We start from the raw sequence: 17,488 nt of genomic DNA on the forward strand, positions 1-17,488 counted from the left end.
GCTCTCCCACAGCTTGAAAGAGAAGAGGTGTCCAGGTTATGGCCTGGGAGTTCCGCAAGCTCGGCCCCGGTGAGAACGTGGCGGTTGAGGCGCAGCGTGACCCGTTCGCCGCGCCCAAGTGGGCGCCTCCGGTGTGGCACATGCCCGAGGGCCTGGTGCTCATCGTCAACGCCGTCCGCGCGCTGGTGCGGACGGTCGTGTTCCTGGTCCGCAACATCGTCCCCGTCTCGGTCCTGTCCGGTCTGGGCTGGCTCGGCGTCCGGTTCGGGTGGCTCGTCCCCGTCCTGGTCCTGGCCCTCGTCGCCGTGGGCTTGGGCGTGTGGGCGGTGGTGGACCGTCCGTCCTTCGTCCGCTGGATCGCCCGTCGGGCCCGTGCCCGGTGGCGACTCATCTTGGTGTACCGGCGGGACTGGCAACCGGTCCTGGTCACGGCGGGCCTGACCAAGGTCCACAAGGGGCGGGAGTACCTGCCCTCCCTGGTCCGGGTCCGCTGCGGCCCGACCTCGGACCGGGTGCTGGTCCGCATGTTGAAGGGGCAGGCTCCCGACGCGTGGGAGCGGGTCGCGGTCAACCTCGCGCACGGCTTCGGCGCTTCGCTCGTCCGCGTCCGGGTCGGGGACCGTCCGGGACGGATCTGGCTGGAGTTCGTCCGCCGTGATGCCCTTGCCGTCCCGATCCCGGCCTTGCCCGTTCCGGACGCCTCCGCGGTCGACCTTCGGGCGCTGCCGGTCGGGCGCACTGAGGACGGCTCACCCTGGCTCCTGCGGCTCCTCGGGACGCACGTTCTCATTGCGGGCGCGACAGGGGCCGGCAAGGGCTCGGTCATCTGGTCCACCATTCGCGCGCTGCTGCCGCTGATGCTCGCGGGGCTGGTGGAGGTGTGGGCGGTCGACCCCAAACGCATGGAACTGTCCTTCGGCCGTCCCCTGTTCGAGCGGTACGGCCGGTACAGCGATGACCCCAAGGGCGGCATGGTCGAGCTGCTGGAGGCGGCGGCCGAGGACATGAACGCTCGCGCGGAACGGTTCGCGGGGGTGACGCGGTCGTTCACGCCGTCGCATGAGTTCCCGTTCCGGGTCATCGTTGTGGACGAGCTGGCGTTCCTGACCGCCTACTGCCCCGAACGCGACCTACGCAAGCGGGCCGAGTCCGCGCTGGCCGTGCTCACCTCACAGGGCCGGTCGGTCGGCTATTGCGTGATCGGGGCGCAGCAGGACGCGCGCAAAGAGGTCAACAACCTGCGCAACCTGTTCCCCGACCGCATCGCCCTGCGCCTCGATGAAGACGAACAGGTGGACATGGTGCTCGGCGACGGCGCCCGCGACCGTGGCGCCCTCGCAGACCAGATCTCCTCCATCCCCGAGATCGGCGCGGGCGTCGGGTTCGTCCGACTGGAAACCTCACCTGACCCGGTCCGGGTCCGGGCGGCCTACGTCTCCGACAACGACATCCACGACATGGTCGCGCTCGGCCTGCCTGACCTCGACATCAAGGGGGCTGCGTGACCAACTCGGTTCCTCGCGTGACCCAACCCACCCTCGACGCTCCCGAGGTCTCCCCGTCCCCTCCGGCCGAACCCGTTCCGGAACCGGTGGTCAAGACGCTGGCTCCACTGGCGCGGGGTGTGCTGGAAGCGGTCGCGGTCGAACACGGCGTCTGTATCCGACCGGTGCCCATGCGGCGGGTCGACCTGCACACGGGCGCGGCCGAAATGGTCTACGTCCCCTGCGGTCACACCCTGGCCTCCGTCTGCCCGTCCTGCGCCGAACGCAAGCGCAAACTCCGCGCCGTCCAGTGCCGCCAGGGCTGGCACCTCACCGAAGAACCCGTCATCACCCGCGCCGACCCCGACATCGAGCAACGCGCCTGGATGGAACTGCGGGCGCAAGCTGCGGCGGCCCGTGACCGCGCGGCCGAGGACGGGACGGCGGACGGGGAAGACGCCTCGTTCTGGGATGCCGTGGTGCGTGACCTCGACAACGAACTAGAACGAACGGGCGTCCGCGGTGCCCTCAAGACCGAGGAGGGCAAGAGCCGGCGCACTCGGTCGACTCGTCGGAGGCAGGACGCGCCCGACCTTCCCCGGCGTCCGGTCGACTCCCGCACCCTCGGCAAGGTCTTCCACGGCAAGGACGGCCAGACCTTCCGGCCCTCGCTGTTCCTCACCCTCACCCTCGACTCGTACGGGCGGGTGCGGGGTGACGGAACACCGGTCGACCCTGAGTCGTACGACTACGCGCGGGCGGCCCGTGACGCCCTGCACTTCTCCAAGCTGGTCGACCGATTCGTGCAGAACCTGCGCCGGTTCGTCGGCTACGACGTCCAGTACTTCGCCGCCGTCGAACCGCAACGCCGTCTCGCTCCCCACCTGCACATGGCCATACGCGGAACCATCTCCCGCGCTGAACTGCGTCAGGTGGTGGCAGCCACCTACCACCAAGTGTGGTGGCCTCCGACCGACCGCGTCGTCTTCGACGGCGAACACCTGCCCGTCTGGGACGAGATCGCGGGCCAGGACGGCGGCGGCTACCTCGACCCGGCAACCGGCGAAGTCCTCCCCACCTGGGATGAGGCCCTAGACGCCCTCTGCCAGGACGACGATGCCGAACCCCTGCACGTGGTGAAGTTCGGGCGACAGATCGACGCGCAAGGCGTCCTCGCCGACTCGGCCGACTCCCGACGCTGCATCGGCTACCTGACCAAGTACCTCGTCAAGGGCGTGGCCGAGTGCCACAACGCCGAGACAAGCGCGCAGCGTGAGCACGTCGACCGCATGGCCGAAACGCTCCGCTACGAACCGTGCTCGCCCACGTGCGCGAACTGGCTGCGCTATGGCATCCAGCCCAAGAACCCCCGCAAAGGCATGACACCGGGCTACTGCAAGGGCAAAGCACACCGACACGAACACCTCGGCTACGGCGGACGCCGCGTCCTGGTCTCCCGCAAATGGTCCGGCAAAACCCTCGCCGACCACAAAGCCGACCGCAAAGCCTGGGTGCTGGCTCGCTTGGCTGAGGCTGGCGTCCCCGTGTCGAACCCGTCCGACCCGCAAGCGGTCCACGTCTGGGAGAGAGCCGGCCCCGGTGACCCCGACGTGAAACCCGCCGAACAACGGCTCTTGCTGCTGATCAACGAACGCATCCAACGGCGTCGCCAACTCGACCAAGCAACGTCGACCGAACTTTCGGCAACTGAGAGCAGGGAGGCCGCCTGATGGCGAACCAGAAGGGGAAGCGCCGGTTCGGCAGCATCCGCGAACTGCCCTCGGGGCGCTTCCAAGTCAGGTACCAGGGACCGGACGGCAAGATGCGCTCGGCCGGAACGACGTACCCCACCAAGCGTGAGGCGGAACGACAGCTCTCGCTGATGGAAGCGAAGCTAGTCACCGGCGACTGGACGGACCCGCAACGGGCCAAGGTCAAGCTCTCCGAGTACGCGGCCAAGTGGATCAAAGAGCGGCCGGACCTGCGGGCGCGTACGGTCGAGATCTACACAGGTCTTCTCCGCCGTCACATCACGCCCTATCTCGGCAATGTGCCCATCGGCAAGATCGACACGGCGACCGTCCGCGAGTGGCGGGCAACCCTGATCAGCGCTGGCGTCGGGGCGTCCGAGGTGGCAAAGGCGTACCGGCTGCTGCGGGCCGTCCTCATGACGGCGACCGACGACATGATCATCTCCCGCAACCCGTGCCGGATCAAAGGTGCCGGTGAAGAGAAGCCGGACGAGCGGCCGGTCCTCACGGTCGCCCAGGTCCTCAAGCTCGCCGGGATGGTTCCGGAGCATCTGCGCGCCCTCGTCCTCCTCGCGACGTTCGCAAGCCTCCGGTGGGGTGAAGTCGTCGCGCTGCGCAGGATGGACCTCGACCTCAACGCCGGGACGGTCACCGTTCGGCAAGCGCAAGTCGAGTTGGACACCGGCGAACTGATCATCGGGCCGCCCAAGTCACGGGCTGGCCTCCGCACCGTGGCACTCCCCCAAGCGATCATCCCGGACCTGCGGCGGCATCTCGGCAACTTCACCGGGGCCGAGGATGACGCGCTGATCTTCACGGGCAAGCGTGGCGGCGTCCTGCGGCGGGCTAACTTCCGGCGCGCTACCAAATGGGGCGCGGCCGTGGCCAAGCTCGGCGTGCCGAACCTGCACTTTCACGATCTGCGCCACACCGGGAACACGTTCGCGGCCGAGTCCGGCGCGACGCTCCGCGACCTCATGGAACGGATGGGGCATGACAGCGTGCGGGCCGCGATGATCTACCAGCACCGGACGGCGGGCGGTAACCGAGCCATCGCCCAGGCCATGGACAACAAGATCAACAACGAGAACCCGGACGACGACGATGGGGCGGCCGGATCGCTCGCGCTCGTCGGCTAATGGCACGCTAATGGCACGAAGACCCTGTTCCCATGATCGGGAACAGGGTCTTTTCGCTGGTGGGCGCGGACGGTTTCGAACCGCCGACTCCTCGCTTGTAAGGCGAGTGCTCTACCCCTGAGCTACGCGCCCGCGTTGCCGGGAAAGCGTACCCGGTTCGTGGGGGCGATCGCGAAACGGTATTCAGGAGGCGGGGGTGAGGCGGGTCAAGGCGGCGGCCAGGCGGTCGGCGGCGGTGGGGACGGGGGCGGGCGGCATGCCGCCGGCGAGGGTGAGGGCGAAGCGCATGAGGGCGGGGCGGGTGAGGCCGTGCCGGGTGGCCAGGCGCATGACGCGCGGGTCGTCCATGGCGCGGGTGAACGCGCGGCCGAGGGTGAAGGGGCGGCCGTTGGCGCGGCGGACGGCGGACGGGTAGCTCTGGAGCGCGTGTTCGGGGAACGGGGCGTGGAAGGCGGTGGTGATCACCTCGGCGGCGATGCGGCCCGCTTCCAGGGAGTAGGCGATGCCCTCGCCGCTGAACGGGTTGACCATGCCGCCGGAGTCGCCGGCGAGCAGCAGCCCCGGGAGGTAGTGGGGGCGGCGGCTGAAGCCCATGGGGAGGGCGGCGCCGCGCAGCGGGCCCGTGGCGTTGCCGTCGGTGAGGCCCCAGGCGGACGGGACGCGCTCCAGCCAGCGGGAGAGCAGGCGGTGGTAGTCGGGGTGCTGGGTGCGCAGGAGGGCGACGCCGACGTTGCAGGTGCCGTCGCCCACGCCGAAGATCCAGCCGTAGCCGGCGGGGGCGAGGTCCAGCCAGATCTCGAGGTGGGCGTCGTCGTGGCGCGGGCTGCGGTAGTAGCGGCGGCCCGCGATGCCGATGGGGCGGTCGCGGCGGGGGTGCAGGCCCAGCGCGACGGAGAGGCGGGACGAGGCGCCGTCCGCGGCGATGACCAGGCGGGCCGCGTGGGTCCCGGTGGCGGTGCGGACGCCGGTGACGCGGCCGCGGGTGCTGACGGGGGCGGTGACCTTGGTGTTCTCCAGGAGGGTGGCGCCGGCGGCGACGGCCTGGCGGGCCAGGAGTTCGTCCAGGCCGGAGCGGGTGCGGGTGAGGCCGTGGCCGGACGGCCACGGGAGTTCCAGGGTGCGGCCGGCGCCGATGAGGCGGACGCCTTCGGTGCGGAACCAGCCGGAGAGGTCGATGTCCAGGGCGCGGAGCTCGTCGACGGCGCGGGGGGTGAGGCCGTCGCCGCAGATCTTCTCGCGCGGGAACGACGTCTTCTCCAGGACGAGGACGTCCAGGCCGGCGCGGGCCAGGTGGCACGCGGCGGACGAGCCGGCGGGGCCGGCTCCGACCACGATGACGTCGCGCATCACAAGTGCCGGTTGAACCAGTCGGCCGCCTGGGTGGTGACCTCTTCGAGGGCGCCGGGCTCCTCGAACAGGTGGGTCGCACCGGAGACGATGTGGATGTCGGAGCGTTCGAGCTTTTCGTGCGCCTGCTCGTTCAGCCGGAGGACCTCCGGGTCGCGGCCGCCGACGATCAGCAGGACGGGGGCCTGGACGCGCGGCAGGGACGGGCCGGCGAGGTCGGGCCGCCCGCCGCGGGAGACGACCGCGCCGATCCGGGGGCGGGCGGCCGCGGCGGCGAGCGCGGCGGCGGCGCCGGTGCTGGCGCCGAACAGGCCGATGGGGAGGCCGGCGGTGTGCGGGGCGGACTCCAGGCCCTCGGTGAGCCGGTCGACGGCGCCGATCAGGCGGAGGGTGAGGAGCTCGATGTCGAAGCGCAGGGCGGCGGTGACGCGGTCGACCTCGTCCTCGTGCCGGGTGAGCAGGTCGATGAGGAGCGTCCCGATCCCGGCGGCGTTCAGGCCGTCGGCGACGGCGCGGTTGCGGGGGCTCAGCCGGGAGCTGCCGCTGCCGTGCGCGAAGAGGACGACGCCGGTCGCGCCGTCCGGTATCGCCAGGTCGCCGGCGAGTTCGGCGTCCCGCAGCCTGAGTGTGATCATGTGTTGGGCGGCTCGGCGCTGATGTCGGCGAGGGCCGACCGCTCGTCCCGCTGGACGGCCAGGTCGCCGATGGACACCATGCCGATCGGGCGGTCGCCGTCCACGACCGGGACGCGGCGGACGGCGTTCTCGCGCATCAGCCGCACCGCCTCGTCGGCGTCCTCGCCGGGCGCGACCGTGATCATGTTGGTGCTGCAGATCTCGGCGACGGTCGTGCCGGACATGTCGCGCTGCGCGGCGACGGCGCGGACCACGATGTCGCGGTCGGTGACCAGGCCGCGGAGCCGCCCCTCGTGGACGACGAGGACGTCGCCGATGCCGTGCTGCCGCATGAGGTCGCCGACCTCCACCAGGGACGTGTCCGGAGACACCGCCACGGGCACGGGCGTCATCACCTCGTTCACCTTCTGGGCCATGAGCGAACCTCCCCTCTCGGGCGCTCGCCTACCCAGCGGCGGACGGGATATGTCTACCCGGAGGAGTCGGGCCCGTCCTGCTCGGCGAGGAACCGCTCGAACTGGGCGCCGAGCTCGTCCGCGGTGGGCATGTCCTGCGACTCGGCGAGCAGGTTGTCGCGCTCGGCGGCGCCGGCGAACGCGTCGTACTGCTGCTCCAGGGCCCGGACGACCTTCTCGACCTCGTCGTTGCCGTCGACCTGCTCGGCGATGTCGGCGTCGGTGGCGGCGGCGGCCTCGCGGAGCGGGTCGGCGGGCAGCACCAGGCCGGTCGCGGAGACGATCGCCTCCAGCGCGGCGACGGCGGCGGCCGGGTAGGCGGACTGGGCGAGGTAGTGCGGGACGTGCACGGCGAACCCGACGGCGTCGTGCCCGGCCTCGCCGAGCCGCAGTTCCAGCAGCCCGGCGGCGCTGCCGGGCACCTGGACCTTGTCGAACCACGAGTTCTTGGTGATCAGCTCGGGGCGGGTGGCGTGCGCGGTGGTGCCGACGGGACGGGTGTGCGGGACGCCCATCGGGATGCCGTGGAAGCCGACGACGACGCCCACGCCGAGCTTCTCGACCAGGTGGACGACGGACGAGGTGAAGCCCTCCCACAGCCGGTCGGGCTCCGGCCCGGACAGCATCAGGAACGGCGTGCCGGCGTCGTCGCGCAGCAGCCGGACGACCAGCTCGGGCGCGTCGTAGGCGGACCAGTGGTCGCGGTCGAACGTCATCGGCGGCCGGCGGGCCCGGTAGTCGATCAGCGAGTCGACGTCGAAGCGGGCGATCACGCGGTGCTCAAGGGTCTCCAGGAGGTGCTCGCGCACGAGCTGCCCGGTGGATCCGGCGTCCACGAAGCCGTCGAGGCTGTGCAGCAGCACCGGACCCGTCATCTCCGGCAGGTCGGCGTCAAGCTCGTACAGATCCTCAGGGTTAAGCAACTTCTCCCCCACCTCTACATGTCGTAAGCCCAACATTAGGACATGCGGAGGCTCATCCCCGGATCGGACGTGACACCGGTCACCCGAAGACGCGGCTGGCGAGGAAGTCGTCCGGGTGGAGCGTGGTGAGGTCTTCGCGGCCGACCTCGCCGCCCTGGGCGAGGAGGCGGTTGGCGTGGCGGAGGCGGGCGCGCTCGACGGCGTTGCGGACGGACCGGGCGTTGGCGAAGCGGGGCTGCGCGCGGCGCCGGGACAGGTAGTCGCGGAAGACCGCCTCGGTCTCGGCGGCGAGGACGTAGCCCGCCCGCTCGGTCATCAGGCGGCCGATGGCCTCCAGCTCGTCCGGCTCGTAGTCGGGGAAGTCGATGTGGTGGGCGATGCGGGAGCTCATGCCGGGGTTGGACGCGAAGAAGGAGTCCATGCGGTCCTTGTAGCCGGCGAGGACGACGACGAGGTCGTCCCGCTGGTTCTCCATCACCTGGAGGAGGATCTCGATGGCCTCCTGCCCGTAGTCGCGCTCGTTCTCGGCCCGGTACAGGTAGTACGCCTCGTCGATGAACAGGACGCCGCCCATCGCGCGCTTCAGGACCTCCTTGGTCTTGGGCGCGGTGTGCCCGACGTACTGGCCGACGAGGTCGTCGCGGGTGACGGAGACGAGGTGGCCGCGGCGGATGTAGCCGAGGCGGTGCAGCAGTTCGGCGAGCCGGACGGCGACGGACGTCTTGCCCGTCCCCGGGCTGCCGGTGAAGCACATGTGCAGGTTGGGTCGCCCCGAGTCGATGCCGAACCGGGCCCGGACGCGGTCGACGAGCAGCAGCGCCGCGATCTCCCGGATGCGGGTCTTGACCGGGGCGAGGCCGACGAGTTCGGCGTCGAGGGCCTCCAGGACGGAGTCGGCCTGGGACTCGGCGCGTTCCCTGGCGAGGTCGACGCGGGCTCCGGGAGGGAGCGGCTCCCCGGTGGCGGGAGCTTCGGAGGAGTCCACCGGGGAGCCGTTCTGGCGCATCCCGAAGCCGGGGCGTCCGCTCAACGTCCCGCCCCGTAGCGGTCGCCCTCGGGGCGGTCGAGCGCGTACGGGTGGAGCGTGTAGCGGATGCGCCGGTCGGACGTCTCCTCGCGGTCGAGCCGGAAGCCGGGCTCCTCGGCGGGGCGCTGGACGATGAACTGGAGCGCCGTCGTCTGCCGTCCGTAGCGGGCGTCGTAGGCGTTCAGGCGGACGTAGCGGTCCGGGTACGCCTTGCGGCACTCGTTGATCTCGTACAGGACGCCGGCGGGGTCGGCGAGGTCGAACATCGGCAGGCCCCACATCTCCCAGTAGGAGTTGCGCGGGTGCGGGTCGTCGGTGAACTCGACCGAGCAGGGCCAGCCCTGGTCGAGGGCGTAGGCGACCTGCCGGGCGATCTCCTCGTCGGTGAGGTCGGGCAGGAAGGAGAAGGTGCCTTGAGTGATTCGCATCAGATGCTCACCGGGGTCTCGACGACGTCGGGGGTGTCGGTGGATTCGTAGGTGAAGGTGACGTCGCCCCACGTGGACAGGGCGACGTCGAGTTCGCGGCTGTTCTTGGCGGCGGCGCGCAGGATGTCGGGGCCCTCGGCCAGGTAGTCGCGGCCCTCGTTCCGCGCCTTGATCATCGCTTCGAGCGCGACGCGGTTGGCGGCGGCGCCGGCGGCGATGCCCATCGGGTGGCCGATCGTCCCGCCGCCGAACTGGAGGATCGAGTCCTCGCCCAGGTAGTGCAGGAGCTGGTGCATCTGCCCGGCGTGGATGCCGCCGGACGCGACGGGCATCGTCCCGGGCATCGACGCCCATTCCTGGTCGAAGTAGAGGCCCTTCACCGGGTCGGCCTCCACCTTGTCCAGGCGCAGGGTGTCGTAGTAGCCGCGGACGCTGTTCGGGTCGCCCTCCAGCTTGCCGACGACCGTCCCGGCGTGGATGTGGTCCACGCCGGCGAGGCGCATCCACTTGGCGATGACGCGGAAGTTCACGCCGTGCGATTTCTGCCGCGTGTAGGTGGAGTGCCCTGCGCGGTGCAGGTGCAGGATGACGCCGTTCCTACGCGCCCAGTTGGCCATCGACTGGATCGCCGTGTAACCGATGGTGAGGTCGATCATCACGATGACGCTGCCCAGTTCCTTGGCGAACTCGGCGCGCTCGTACATGTCCTCCATCGTCGCGGCGGTGACGTTGAGGTAGTGGCCCTTGACCTCGCCCGAGGCGGCCTGCGCCTTGTTGACGCCCTCCATGCAGTAGAGGAAGCGGTCGCGCCAGCGCATGAACGGCTGGGAGTTGATGTTCTCGTCGTCCTTGGTGAAGTCGAGGCCGCCGCGGAGGGCCTCGTAGACGACGCGTCCGTAGTTGCGCGCGGAGAGCCCGAGCTTGGGCTTGACCGTGGCGCCCAGCAGCGGACGCCCGAACTTGCCCAGGTACTCGCGTTCCATGATGATGCCGTGCGCCGGACCCTGGAACGTCTTCACGTAGTGGGTCGGGATCCGCATGTCCTCCAGGCGGAGGGCCTTCAGCGCCTTGAACCCGAAGACGTTCCCGATGATGGACGACGTCAGGTTCGCGATCGACCCCTCCTCGAACAGGTCGAGGTCGTAGGCGATGTAGGCGATGAACTGGTTCTCCTGCCCGGGAACCGGCTCCACCTTGTAGCACTTGGCCTGGTAGTTCTCGTAGGACGTGAGACGGTCCGTCCAGACGACCGTCCACGTCGCGGTGGACGACTCGCCCGCGACGGCCGCGCCCGCCTCCTCCGGCGGGACGCCCGGCTGCGGCGTGATCCGGAAGGCGGCGAGGATGTCGCTGTCCTTCGGCTCGTAGTCCGGACGCCAGTAGCCCATCTCCGCGTAGGGGATCACGCCCGCCGACCATCTGCCCGAGCTCATCGCCGCTCCTTCCTGGACGACCGGGACGCGGCGCTCCGCCCCAGGTGGAGGACGGCATGTCCCAGGGGATCCGGAGCGGAGCGCCGCGTCCCGGCCGCGTGCAACCGTGACGCCTCGAAGCTTCGCCTCCCGACACTTGCGATGTCCATCAAGTGTTCTACGGTGACCCTGAAGCATTCACTTGAACGAGCACTTCCGAGGGGACGCCCCCGGGGCCGACTTCGTCGGAGACAGGAGGCCGGACGTGACGGAGGCGCGCCTGCGGACGTTCGTCGCGCTCGCCGACGCCGGGTCGGTGCGGGCGGCGGCGCGGCGGCTGTACGTGACGGAGTCGGCGGTCTCGGCGGCGGTCGCGGCGCTGACCCGCGACCTCGGCGTGCCGCTCGTCCAGCGGGTGGGGCGGGGCGTCCGGCTGACCCCGGCCGGGACCGTCTACGCCGGGTACGCGCGGCAGGTGCTCGGGCTGCTGGAGGAGGGGCGGGCGGCGGCGCGCGGCGCGGCCGACCCGGGGCACGGGCCGCTGCGCCTGGCGGCGGTGACGACGGCCGCCGACCAGATCCTCCCCGAGCTGCTCGCCTCGTTCCGGGCCCGGTGGCCGGGCGTCGAGCTGACGCTGGAGGTGGGGCCGCGCCGCCAGGTGTGGAGCAGCCTCGCCGCGCACGAGGCCGACCTGGTGCTCGCCGGGCGTCCGCCCGCCGAGGTCGCGGCGACCGTGCTGGCCAGGCGTCCGAACGAGCTGGTGGTCGTCGGGGCGCCCGGCGTCGCGGACGGTTTCGCGCTGGCCCGCACGCCCTGGGTGATGCGGGAGCCGGGCTCGGGGACGCGGGCGAGCGCGGACGCCTACCTGGCCGAACGCGAGGCCGCGCCGCCCCGGCTCGTGCTCGGCTCGAACGGCGCGGTCATCGCGGGCGCGGCGGCCGGGCTCGGGGTGGCCCTGATGTCGCGGGACGCGGTCGGCGCCGAACTGGACGCCGGGCGCCTGGTGGTGATCGACGCGCCGGGGATGCCGCTCGACCGCCCCTGGCACGCGGTCGCCGGGGCCGCGCCCACCGCGACGACGCTGCTGTTCGTCCGGCACCTGCTGGACGCGCCGGGATGGCGCCCCGCGCGCCCCGCGCGCCCCGCTAGGGCAGGCTCCACAGCGACACCGACAGCAGCCCCAGGCTGACGGCGATCAGCACCATGGCGACGGATCGCCCGCCCTCGTCGGCCTGCGCGCTCCTCCCCCGCGTCAGCAGCACCACGAAGAACGCGAGGAAGCCGACGGCGACCACGTCCATCGCCACGGCCAGCCCGGTCACGACACCACCATTCCCCGTCATCGGGGAAACCTTAGAGGAGTGCGGTGCCTCACATCGGCGGACTGCCGCACATCCGCCCCGCCCGACAGGACAGAATCAGGTTCGGAACCGTGAGAGGGGCATCATGATCGCCGACAGCCCGAACGACTCTGCCCGCCCGAACGACTCTGCCCGCCCGTACGACTCCGCCCGCCCGTACGACGTCGTCCTGTTCGGCGCCACCGGCTTCACCGGCGCGCTGACCGCCGAGTACCTGGCGGAGCACGCCGGCGCGGGGACGCGCTGGGCGCTCGCCGGGCGCAACCGGGCCAAGCTCACGGCCGTCCGCGACCGCCTGGCGAAGATCGACCCGGCCTGCGCCGGACTTCCGCTGCTGCACGCCGACACCACCGACACCGCGTCCATAGAGGCCATCGCCGAATCGGCGCGCGTCGTCATCACCACGGTCGGGCCCTACGTCCAGTACGGCGAGCCCCTGGTCGCGGCGTGCGCGCGCGCCGGGACCGACTACGTCGACCTCACCGGCGAGCCCACCTTCGTCGACCGCATGTACGTGAAGTACCACCGGGACGCGGTGCGCAGCGGGGCGCGGATCGTGCACGCCTGCGGCTTCGACTCGATCCCGCACGACCTCGGCGCCTACTTCACGGTCAAGCAGCTCCCCGAGGGCGTCCCGCTGCACGTCGAAGGGTTCCTGCGGGTGCGCGGGGACGCGTCCGGCGGCACCCTGCACTCGGCCGTCGGCATCTTCGGGGACCCGGCCGGCATGCTGCGCGCCGAACGCGAGCGCCGCCGGCTGGAGGACCGGCCCGCCGGCCGCAGGGTGCGCATCTCGCGGAGCCCGGCGCCCAGGTCCCGCATCGGGGACGGCTGGACGCTGCCGCTGCCCACCATCGACCCGCAGATCGTCACCCGGTCGGCGGCGGCCCTCGACCGCTACGGCCCCGACTTCTCCTACGGCCACTACCTCGCCGTCAAGCACCTCGCCACCGCCGCCGGCCTGGCCGCGGGCTCCGGCGCGCTGCTCGCGCTCTCCTCGCTCCCGCCGACCCGCGGCCTCCTGCTGCGGGCCCGCACCCCGGGCGACGGGCCGTCGCCCGAGCGGCGCGCCGGCAACTGGTTCAGCGTGAAGTTCGCCGGCGAGGGCGGCGGCAGGCGCGTCGTCACCGAGGTCGCGGGCGGCGATCCCGGCTACACCGAGACGGCCAAGATGCTCGCCGAGTCGGCGCTGTGCCTCGCCCACGACGACCTGCCCGCGACGTCCGGGCAGGTCACGACGGCGACCGCGATGGGCGGCGCGCTCATCGACCGGCTCGTCAAGGCCGGGATCACCTTCCGGGTGCTGGAGGCGCGGTGACCGCGCGGCGGCCGGGGACGGGGATGACGGCCTCGACCGTCGTCCCGGCGCCGGGCCTGCTCCGCACCGCGACCCGGCCGCCGAGCAGCTCGGCGCGCTCCCGCATGCCGCGCAGCCCGTAGCAGTCGGGCCGGCGGCCCTGCGCGAGCACGTCCCGGACGGAGAACCCGGTCCCGTCGTCGGCGACCCGCAGCCGGACCCGGTCGGCGGAGTGCTCCAGCAGCAGGTCCACGCAGGTCGCGGACGCGTGCCGCAGGCTGTTGCCGACCGCCTCCTGCGCGATCCGGTACAGCGCGGTCTGCACGTGGTCGGGCAGCTCGTCCTCCAGCTCGCCCTCGATGGTCACCGTCACGTCGATCGCGCCGGACGGGGCCTCCAGCCCGTCCCCGGCCTCCCGGGCGAGGGTGGCGAGCGCCGCCGACAGGCCCAGATCGTCCAGCACGGGCGGGCGCAGGCCGCCGATCGCCGCGCGCGTCTCGGCGGCGGACAGCTCGCACAGCCGCCGCGCCATCATGATCTGCGCCAGCGCCTCGGGATGGTGCTCGGGCAGCGCCCGCTCGGCGGCCGACAGGTGGAAGCCGAGGCTGGCGAGCCGCTGCGCGATGCCGTCGTGGATCTCCCGGCTCAGCCGGGACCGCTCGGCCTCCTGCGCCTCGACGGCCCGCTCGGCGAACCGCTCGGCCGCGTGCTCGCGCTCGCGCGCGGTGCGCAGCCTGCGGCACGACGACAGCACCGGCGCGAACAGCCCGGCCAGCGCGGCGGCGAGGGCGAGGTCCTCCGGCGGCGCGGGACCGGCGGACCGGACGTCCACGACCGCGATCACGCCGCCGTCGCCGTGCACGGGGATCGCCGCCCCGCGCCCGTCCGGGTGCGGGCGGACCCGGCCGTGCGCGGCGACCCAGCCGGCGTCGCCCTCCCCCAGCGGGACGGGCGGGCCCGACCATTCGAGGGCGCGCTCGTCCTCGTCGAGGACGTACACGTCGCAGAACGTCAGCGCCCGCGCCGACCGGACGACGAGGCCGGCCAGCTCCTCGGCCATCCGCGGCAGCTCGCGGTCGGAGCACGCCGCGGCCACGACGCGGACGAGCAGGTCGCTCCCGCGCCCGGCGAGCAGCTCCAGCGGCGACGTCACCGGAACAGGCCCTCGCGCAGCGCGACCGCGATCGCCGCCGACCGGTCGGCGACCTCCAGCTTGCGGTACAGGGCGCGCAGGTGGCTCTTCACGGTCTCCTCGCTCAGCACGAGCCGCGCCGCGATCGCCTTGTTCGACAGGCCCCCGACCAGCAGCGACAGCACCTCGCTCTCGCGCTGCGTGAGGCCCCGGTTGGCGCCCGGCCAGAACTCGCCGCGGGTCAGCCGCGCGGCGGTGACGGCCATCCGCCCGGCGAGCGTCGGGTCGACGACCGTCTCGCCCCGCGCGACCTCCTCCAGCCGCCGGACGAGCTCGGGGCCGTCCACCCGTTTGAGGAGGTAGCCGCCGGCCCCGGCCCGCAGCGCCTCGAAGACGTACTGCTCGTCGTCGTAGACCGACAGGAACACGACGCGGGCCTCCGGGACCCGCCCGGTGATCAGTCGGCACAGGTCGAGGCCGCTCTCCGGGCCGAGCCGCACGTCCAGCAGGACGACGTCCGGGCGCAGCGCGGTCACCAGCCGGGTCGCCTCGTCCCCCGTCCCCGCCTGCCCGACGACGCGCACGCGCCCGGAGAACCCGGCCAGCATCGCCTGCAGTCCGGCGAGGATCATCTCGTGGTCGTCCACCAGGACGACGCGTACGGGGACGCTCATCCCGGCACGATAACAACCGGAAGCTACTCATCAGTAGCCCGGCGCGGAGGGACCCTCCGGCGTTTCACCCCCGCTCTCCCCTGATTGGGGGACGCTCCTCCCCGCGGCCCGCCGTACGCTACTCAGCGAAAACTGAATTCCGCAGGACGGAGGAGCAAGGTGCCCCATCGGATCGTGCATATGCTCCGGGCGCGCGGGTCCGGCCGCCGGCCGGTCATGCTCGCCATCGCGGGAGACAGCGCCGCGGGCAAGACAACCCTGACCAAGGGGCTTGTGCAGTGTCTGGGGGCCGACCGGATGACCGCGGTCTGCGTGGACGACTACCACCGCTACGACCGCGCCGAGCGCGCCGGCAAGCCGTTCACGGCGCTGCACCCCGACTGCAACCACGTCGACATCATGGAGCAGCACCTCCAGCTGCTGTCGATGGGCGAGCCCATCCTCAAGCCCGTCTACGACCACGCGACCGGCGAGCTCGTGCGGCCGGAACTGGTCGAGCCCCGCGACTTCGTGATCGTCGAGGGCCTGCTGCCGCTGCACACCCGGATGGCGCGGGCCTGCTTCGACATCACCGTCTACCTCGACCCGCCCGAGCCGCTGCGCCACTCCTGGAAGGTCCGCCGCGACTGCGACAAGCGCGGCTACAGCCCCGAGCAGGTCATGGCGGAGCTCGCGCGCCGCGAACCGGAGAGCGCCGCCTACATCCGGCCGCAGCGCAAGCACGCCGACATCGTCGTCCGGTTCGCGCCCGTCGCCGGGCGCCTCGACCCGCCCGGCACCCCGCTGTCCGCCGAGCTGCTGCTCCGCCCGACGATCGACCACCCCGAGCTGGCGGACGTCCTGGACAGCGGCCCCGGCGACACCGAGACCGCCATGCACCTGCGGCTGCACCGCGACACCGACGGCCGTCCCGTCGACGCCCTGCACGTCCACGGGTACGTCTCGCCCGAGGAGTCGCAGGTCGTCAAGAAGGCCATCTGGGAGCGGCTCGGCCCGCGCGCCGGCGCCGCGCTCCCCGCCCCGGACGCGCTCGGCAGGCTCGGCGACGCCGGGTCCAGCGACCCCCTGGCCATCACCCAGCTCCTGCTGCTCTACCACCTGCTGGACGCCGACCACCGGCAGGCCGCGTGAGCGCGGACCGGAGGCGCGGGGTCGCCCCCGCGCACCGGACCGCCTAGACTCCGCGGGCGCGCGGGGAGGCCCCGAGGCTTCGGACCTGTGCCTCGGGCCGCGCGCAAGCGGCCGCCGGGAGGGCGCCCAAGCGGGCGCGCGGGCGCCCTCCCGGCAACTCCCTCAGAGCTCCGCCCAGGGGATCTCCGGGCGCTCGGGGGCGACGACCGCCAGCGACTGGCCGCCGCGGATCGTCTCGTCCGGGCGGGACGTCAGCCGGAACCGGGCGTTCGGACGGTGCGACTCGCCGACCGCGAGCAGCGTGCTGCCCCGCCGGAGCAGGAAGATCGCCACCTCCGTCCGCGACCACTCGCCGGCGTCCTCGGGGACGTCCACGCGGTAGAGCGTGCCGTCGGCGTCGAGCGTGCTGGCGAGGTTGTGGTAGATCGCGGCGACGCCCGGGTTGCGGATCGCGACCGCCACGACCGCGGGGTCGTCGATGTCGACCGGCTCGATGTCCGCGCTGACCAGGCTCAGCGCCTCGGTGATCTCGGCGCGGCGGCCGCCGTCGCGCAGCCCGGCCAGCAGGTGGACGGACGGCTCCCCGTTCCGCCGCAGGTAGGCCGACACGCCCAGCATCACGCGGACGGTCTCGTCGTCGGACCGCGCCACCACCAGGGCGGTCCGGGCCTTCTCCAGGCACGCCCGCTCGTAGGCGGTGTCGTCGTTGGCGACCACGTCGTAGAGACCGGGGTCGGGGTTCTCCCCCGCCAGTTCCTCCGGCCAGAAGAGCGCGACGACGGGGGTCTTCGCGAACTGGGGGTCGGCGCGCAGCTGGCCGACGATGGCCCGCAGCGCCTCCCGCTCGTAGCCGATGACCACGACATGACCCCGATTGTGCAACTGCGCCCGGCCGGTGGCCTTCATCATCCTGCCCTTCCCCATCCAGAGCGTCAGCTCGGCGAACATCACGAGCCCCGCGGTGAGCCCCGCCACGATGATGACCACGCCGCCGACGCGGCCGCCGGCCGTCTTCGGGGACAGGTCCCCGTATCCCGTGGTGGTGCCGCTGACGATGAAGTACCAGACGTAGTCGAGCGGGTTCTTGAGCTCGGCGCCGGGCTCCTCGAACACCGCGATCAGCAGCCAGCCCACCAGGAAGGCCGCGGCCAGCACCAGCGCGGGCGCGCGCCAGGACCGCCCGGTGATCCGGTTGACCAGGCGCATCAGCACGATCGGCATCCGCGCAGCGTTGCAGTGAGCAAATCACCACGTCAAGCCGCAAAACCACGGAAAGTGGTCACGCTGCGCGA

General features: G+C 72.2%; 17 protein-coding genes and 1 tRNA gene. 6 read left to right on the plus strand and 12 right to left on the minus strand.

Going from position 1 to position 17,488, the window contains the following annotated elements:
* Nucleotides 1-38 precede the first annotated feature (38 nt).
* From ACA511_RS37040 to xerC, 3 genes are all read left to right on the plus strand, one after another.
* On the plus strand, nt 39-1,505 hold the full coding sequence (locus ACA511_RS37040; RefSeq protein WP_375029397.1) for an FtsK/SpoIIIE domain-containing protein: 1,467 nt from the start codon (nt 39-41) through the stop codon (nt 1,503-1,505).
* Nucleotides 1,506-1,591: 86 nt separating this feature from the next.
* On the plus strand, nt 1,592-3,214 hold the full coding sequence (locus tag ACA511_RS37045) for a replication initiator (protein ID WP_375029552.1): 1,623 nt from the start codon (nt 1,592-1,594) through the stop codon (nt 3,212-3,214).
* Entirely contained in the window at nt 3,214-4,374 is a 1,161-nt protein-coding gene (gene xerC / locus ACA511_RS37050; protein ID WP_375029398.1) for a tyrosine recombinase XerC, read from the plus strand. The genes ACA511_RS37045 and xerC overlap by 1 nt, the downstream gene beginning before the upstream one ends.
* A gap of 57 nt (nt 4,375-4,431) precedes the next feature.
* Here xerC and ACA511_RS37055 read toward each other — a convergent pair.
* The 8 genes from ACA511_RS37055 to ACA511_RS37090 form a co-directional block, all read right to left on the minus strand.
* Nucleotides 4,432-4,506: transfer RNA gene (locus ACA511_RS37055), tRNA-Val, on the minus strand.
* Between the two features lie 51 nt (nt 4,507-4,557).
* A complete protein-coding gene (locus tag ACA511_RS37060) occupies nt 4,558-5,721 on the minus strand; it encodes a geranylgeranyl reductase family protein (protein WP_375029399.1) in 1,164 nt (387 codons plus the stop codon).
* On the minus strand, nt 5,721-6,356 hold the full coding sequence (locus ACA511_RS37065; protein ID WP_375029400.1) for a dienelactone hydrolase family protein: 636 nt from the start codon (nt 6,354-6,356) through the stop codon (nt 5,721-5,723). The genes ACA511_RS37060 and ACA511_RS37065 overlap by 1 nt, the downstream gene beginning before the upstream one ends.
* On the minus strand, nt 6,353-6,772 hold the full coding sequence (locus tag ACA511_RS37070) for a CBS domain-containing protein (protein ID WP_375029401.1): 420 nt from the start codon (nt 6,770-6,772) through the stop codon (nt 6,353-6,355). Before ACA511_RS37070 ends, ACA511_RS37065 begins: the two co-directional genes overlap by 4 nt.
* Before the next feature lie 53 nt (nt 6,773-6,825).
* The gene (locus ACA511_RS37075) at nt 6,826-7,734 is read right to left on the minus strand and encodes a proteasome assembly chaperone family protein (protein ID WP_375029402.1); all 909 of its coding nucleotides are present in this window, start codon (nt 7,732-7,734) and stop codon (nt 6,826-6,828) included.
* Nucleotides 7,735-7,813: 79 nt separating this feature from the next.
* The gene (cbbX, locus tag ACA511_RS37080; protein WP_375029403.1) at nt 7,814-8,764 is read right to left on the minus strand and encodes a CbbX protein; all 951 of its coding nucleotides are present in this window, start codon (nt 8,762-8,764) and stop codon (nt 7,814-7,816) included.
* Entirely contained in the window at nt 8,761-9,189 is a 429-nt protein-coding gene (locus tag ACA511_RS37085) for a ribulose bisphosphate carboxylase small subunit (RefSeq protein WP_375029404.1), read from the minus strand. Before ACA511_RS37085 ends, cbbX begins: the two co-directional genes overlap by 4 nt.
* Nucleotides 9,189-10,622 carry a form I ribulose bisphosphate carboxylase large subunit gene (locus tag ACA511_RS37090; RefSeq protein WP_375029405.1) on the minus strand — a complete coding sequence of 478 codons (1,434 nt, stop codon included), beginning with the start codon at nt 10,620-10,622 and terminating at the stop codon, nt 9,189-9,191. The genes ACA511_RS37085 and ACA511_RS37090 overlap by 1 nt, the downstream gene beginning before the upstream one ends.
* 244 nt (nt 10,623-10,866) lie before the next feature.
* Here ACA511_RS37090 and ACA511_RS37095 point away from each other — a divergent pair, with 244 nt between their 5' ends.
* Complete coding sequence (locus tag ACA511_RS37095) at nt 10,867-11,790, plus strand: LysR family transcriptional regulator (RefSeq protein WP_375029406.1); 924 nt, start codon at nt 10,867-10,869, stop codon at nt 11,788-11,790.
* Here the strand turns inward: ACA511_RS37095 and ACA511_RS37100 are convergent.
* Nucleotides 11,747-11,944, minus strand: coding sequence for a hypothetical protein (locus ACA511_RS37100; protein ID WP_375029407.1), 198 nt, complete (start codon nt 11,942-11,944; stop codon nt 11,747-11,749). The two genes, ACA511_RS37095 and ACA511_RS37100, sit on opposite strands and share 44 nt — an antisense overlap.
* A 103-nt stretch (nt 11,945-12,047) precedes the next feature.
* Here ACA511_RS37100 and ACA511_RS37105 point away from each other — a divergent pair, with 103 nt between their 5' ends.
* On the plus strand, nt 12,048-13,280 hold the full coding sequence (locus ACA511_RS37105) for a saccharopine dehydrogenase family protein (RefSeq protein WP_375029408.1): 1,233 nt from the start codon (nt 12,048-12,050) through the stop codon (nt 13,278-13,280).
* Here the strand turns inward: ACA511_RS37105 and ACA511_RS37110 are convergent.
* Both ACA511_RS37110 and ACA511_RS37115 read right to left on the minus strand, forming a co-directional pair.
* On the minus strand, nt 13,252-14,412 hold the full coding sequence (locus tag ACA511_RS37110; RefSeq protein ID WP_375029409.1) for a sensor histidine kinase: 1,161 nt from the start codon (nt 14,410-14,412) through the stop codon (nt 13,252-13,254). The genes ACA511_RS37105 and ACA511_RS37110 overlap by 29 nt on opposite strands.
* Nucleotides 14,409-15,065: a response regulator gene (locus tag ACA511_RS37115; protein WP_375029410.1), complete on the minus strand. Its 657-nt coding sequence runs from the start codon at nt 15,063-15,065 to the stop codon at nt 14,409-14,411. The genes ACA511_RS37110 and ACA511_RS37115 overlap by 4 nt, the downstream gene beginning before the upstream one ends.
* Nucleotides 15,066-15,281: 216 nt before the next feature.
* Between ACA511_RS37115 and ACA511_RS37120 the strand changes: the two genes are divergently transcribed.
* Nucleotides 15,282-16,196, plus strand: coding sequence for a phosphoribulokinase (locus ACA511_RS37120; protein ID WP_375029553.1), 915 nt, complete (start codon nt 15,282-15,284; stop codon nt 16,194-16,196).
* A 162-nt stretch (nt 16,197-16,358) separates the two neighbouring features.
* On the opposite strand, the gene ACA511_RS37125 is transcribed toward ACA511_RS37120, so the two are convergent.
* The gene (locus tag ACA511_RS37125) at nt 16,359-17,417 is read right to left on the minus strand and encodes a potassium channel family protein (protein WP_375029411.1); all 1,059 of its coding nucleotides are present in this window, start codon (nt 17,415-17,417) and stop codon (nt 16,359-16,361) included.
* Between the last annotated feature and the right edge of the window lie 71 nt (nt 17,418-17,488).

The organism is Actinomadura sp. GTD37 (assembly GCF_041951365.1).
In the GTDB taxonomy this organism is placed as follows: domain Bacteria; phylum Actinomycetota; class Actinomycetes; order Streptosporangiales; family Streptosporangiaceae; genus Spirillospora.

Excerpts from the sequence above, each read along its gene's own strand:
- ACA511_RS37090 (WP_375029405.1), bottom strand. The coding sequence starts at position 10,622 with ATGAGCTCGGGCAGATGGTCGGCGGGCGTGATCCCCTACGCGGAGATG.
- ACA511_RS37065 (WP_375029400.1), bottom strand. The coding sequence starts at position 6,356 with ATGATCACACTCAGGCTGCGGGACGCCGAACTCGCCGGCGACCTGGCG.
- ACA511_RS37100 (WP_375029407.1), bottom strand. The coding sequence starts at position 11,944 with ATGACGGGGAATGGTGGTGTCGTGACCGGGCTGGCCGTGGCGATGGAC.
- ACA511_RS37105 (WP_375029408.1), top strand. The coding sequence starts at position 12,048 with ATGATCGCCGACAGCCCGAACGACTCTGCCCGCCCGAACGACTCTGCC.
- xerC (WP_375029398.1), top strand. The coding sequence starts at position 3,214 with ATGGCGAACCAGAAGGGGAAGCGCCGGTTCGGCAGCATCCGCGAACTG.
- ACA511_RS37060 (WP_375029399.1), bottom strand. The coding sequence starts at position 5,721 with ATGCGCGACGTCATCGTGGTCGGAGCCGGCCCCGCCGGCTCGTCCGCC.
- ACA511_RS37115 (WP_375029410.1), bottom strand. The coding sequence starts at position 15,065 with ATGAGCGTCCCCGTACGCGTCGTCCTGGTGGACGACCACGAGATGATC.
- ACA511_RS37070 (WP_375029401.1), bottom strand. The coding sequence starts at position 6,772 with ATGGCCCAGAAGGTGAACGAGGTGATGACGCCCGTGCCCGTGGCGGTG.
- ACA511_RS37040 (WP_375029397.1), top strand. The coding sequence starts at position 39 with ATGGCCTGGGAGTTCCGCAAGCTCGGCCCCGGTGAGAACGTGGCGGTT.
- ACA511_RS37120 (WP_375029553.1), top strand. The coding sequence starts at position 15,282 with ATGCTCGCCATCGCGGGAGACAGCGCCGCGGGCAAGACAACCCTGACC.
- ACA511_RS37125 (WP_375029411.1), bottom strand. The coding sequence starts at position 17,417 with ATGCCGATCGTGCTGATGCGCCTGGTCAACCGGATCACCGGGCGGTCC.
- ACA511_RS37085 (WP_375029404.1), bottom strand. The coding sequence starts at position 9,189 with ATGCGAATCACTCAAGGCACCTTCTCCTTCCTGCCCGACCTCACCGAC.